Consider the following 1,159-nt stretch of genomic DNA (forward strand, 5'->3'; position numbering starts at 1 on the left):
CCGGGAGCCCCGAAAGCGTGGATTCTCGCTTCCTCCAGAAGCCGTAGTACCTGTACATTGTTGATGTGCCCGTAGGCGTCCATATCGGACCACCGCATCGGCACCAAACAGGTCAGTGTTTGACCACCCAAAACCATCCCTTTTCCCACCCTCTCGTCAAGCATCGCCATGTCTCGATTTGGCAACGATTGGAATCTGTTCTACCGTAGACGATAACCCGTTCAGGGAAACAACCGGCTGCCCAGTTCTTCGAACAGCAGCTTGATATGCCCGGTGCTGCCAATCCACCCGACGTTGCTCGTCCGGCAGCCACCAAAGACCTGACCACTAAAACAGTCGAGGCGAGCAGCGGCGCAAAAATGTCCGGGGACGGAACTAGCGTTGGTGGCCTTTCGGAGCATCAGACCCATGAAGAACCAAAAATTCAGCACTAACGCGCGCCGCGGCGTAGCAGTCATCGCTCTTGCCGGCCTCGGCCTGGGAGCATCAGCTGGAGTGGCGAACGCAGCCCCCGGCAGCACCTGGGACGCCCTCGCACAGTGCGAGAGTGGCGGAGACTGGGGCATCAACACCGGAAACGGCTTCTCCGGCGGCCTCCAGTTCACCCCCTCCACCTGGGCAGGATTCGGCGGACAGGGCGCCCCTCAGGACGCCAGCCGCGAGCAGCAGATTGCCGTAGCAGAGAACGTTCTGCAGGGTCAGGGCTGGGGTGCGTGGCCAGCGTGCTCGGCCAAGCTCGGCTTGAGCGGTGGAGCGAACCCATCGGCACAGCCAATGCAGCAGGCACCTGTTGCACAGGCACCAGTCCAGGCGCAGGCTGAGCAGATCCAGCCTCAGGTTGCCCCAGCACCGGTTGCTCAGGCTCCCGTAGTCCAGGCTCCCGTAACTCAGGCACCCGTAACTCAGGCACCAGTTGCTCAGGCTCCTGTGGCGGCGGCTCCCGTTGCAGCTCCCGCACTCAGCGGCGACACCTACACCATCGAGTCAGGCGACACCCTCAGCACCATCGCCGCCAAGCTGGGCGTTGTTGGTGGCTGGCAGGCACTGTACGAAGCCAACGCCGACACCATCATTCACGCTGACCTCATCTTCACCGGTGATGTGCTGCAGCTCCCGGCCTCATAGCCTCACGCTGTAAACAACTGCACAACGACGACGG

At 62.0% G+C, this 1,159-nt stretch carries 2 protein-coding genes (1 of these 2 only partly in view); one reads left to right on the top strand and one right to left on the bottom strand.

Annotated features, from left to right (window positions below; genetic code table 11):
* Positions 1-170: the 5' portion of an acyl-CoA thioesterase gene (locus tag K728_RS23190; RefSeq protein WP_443110949.1), read on the bottom strand. It extends 154 nt beyond the left edge of the window; the window shows 170 of its 324 coding nt (coding positions 1-170); its start codon is at positions 168-170; its stop codon lies beyond the left edge, outside the window.
* Positions 171-408: 238 nt separating this feature from the next.
* Here K728_RS23190 and K728_RS0108980 point away from each other — a divergent pair, with 238 nt between their 5' ends.
* The gene (locus tag K728_RS0108980) at positions 409-1,125 is read left to right on the top strand and encodes a transglycosylase family protein (protein ID WP_024476497.1); all 717 of its coding nucleotides are present in this window, start codon (positions 409-411) and stop codon (positions 1,123-1,125) included.
* Positions 1,126-1,159: the final 34 nt, after the last annotated feature.

This window comes from Arthrobacter sp. CAL618, from assembly GCF_000468215.1.
GTDB lineage: Bacteria > Actinomycetota > Actinomycetes > Actinomycetales > Micrococcaceae > Arthrobacter_D.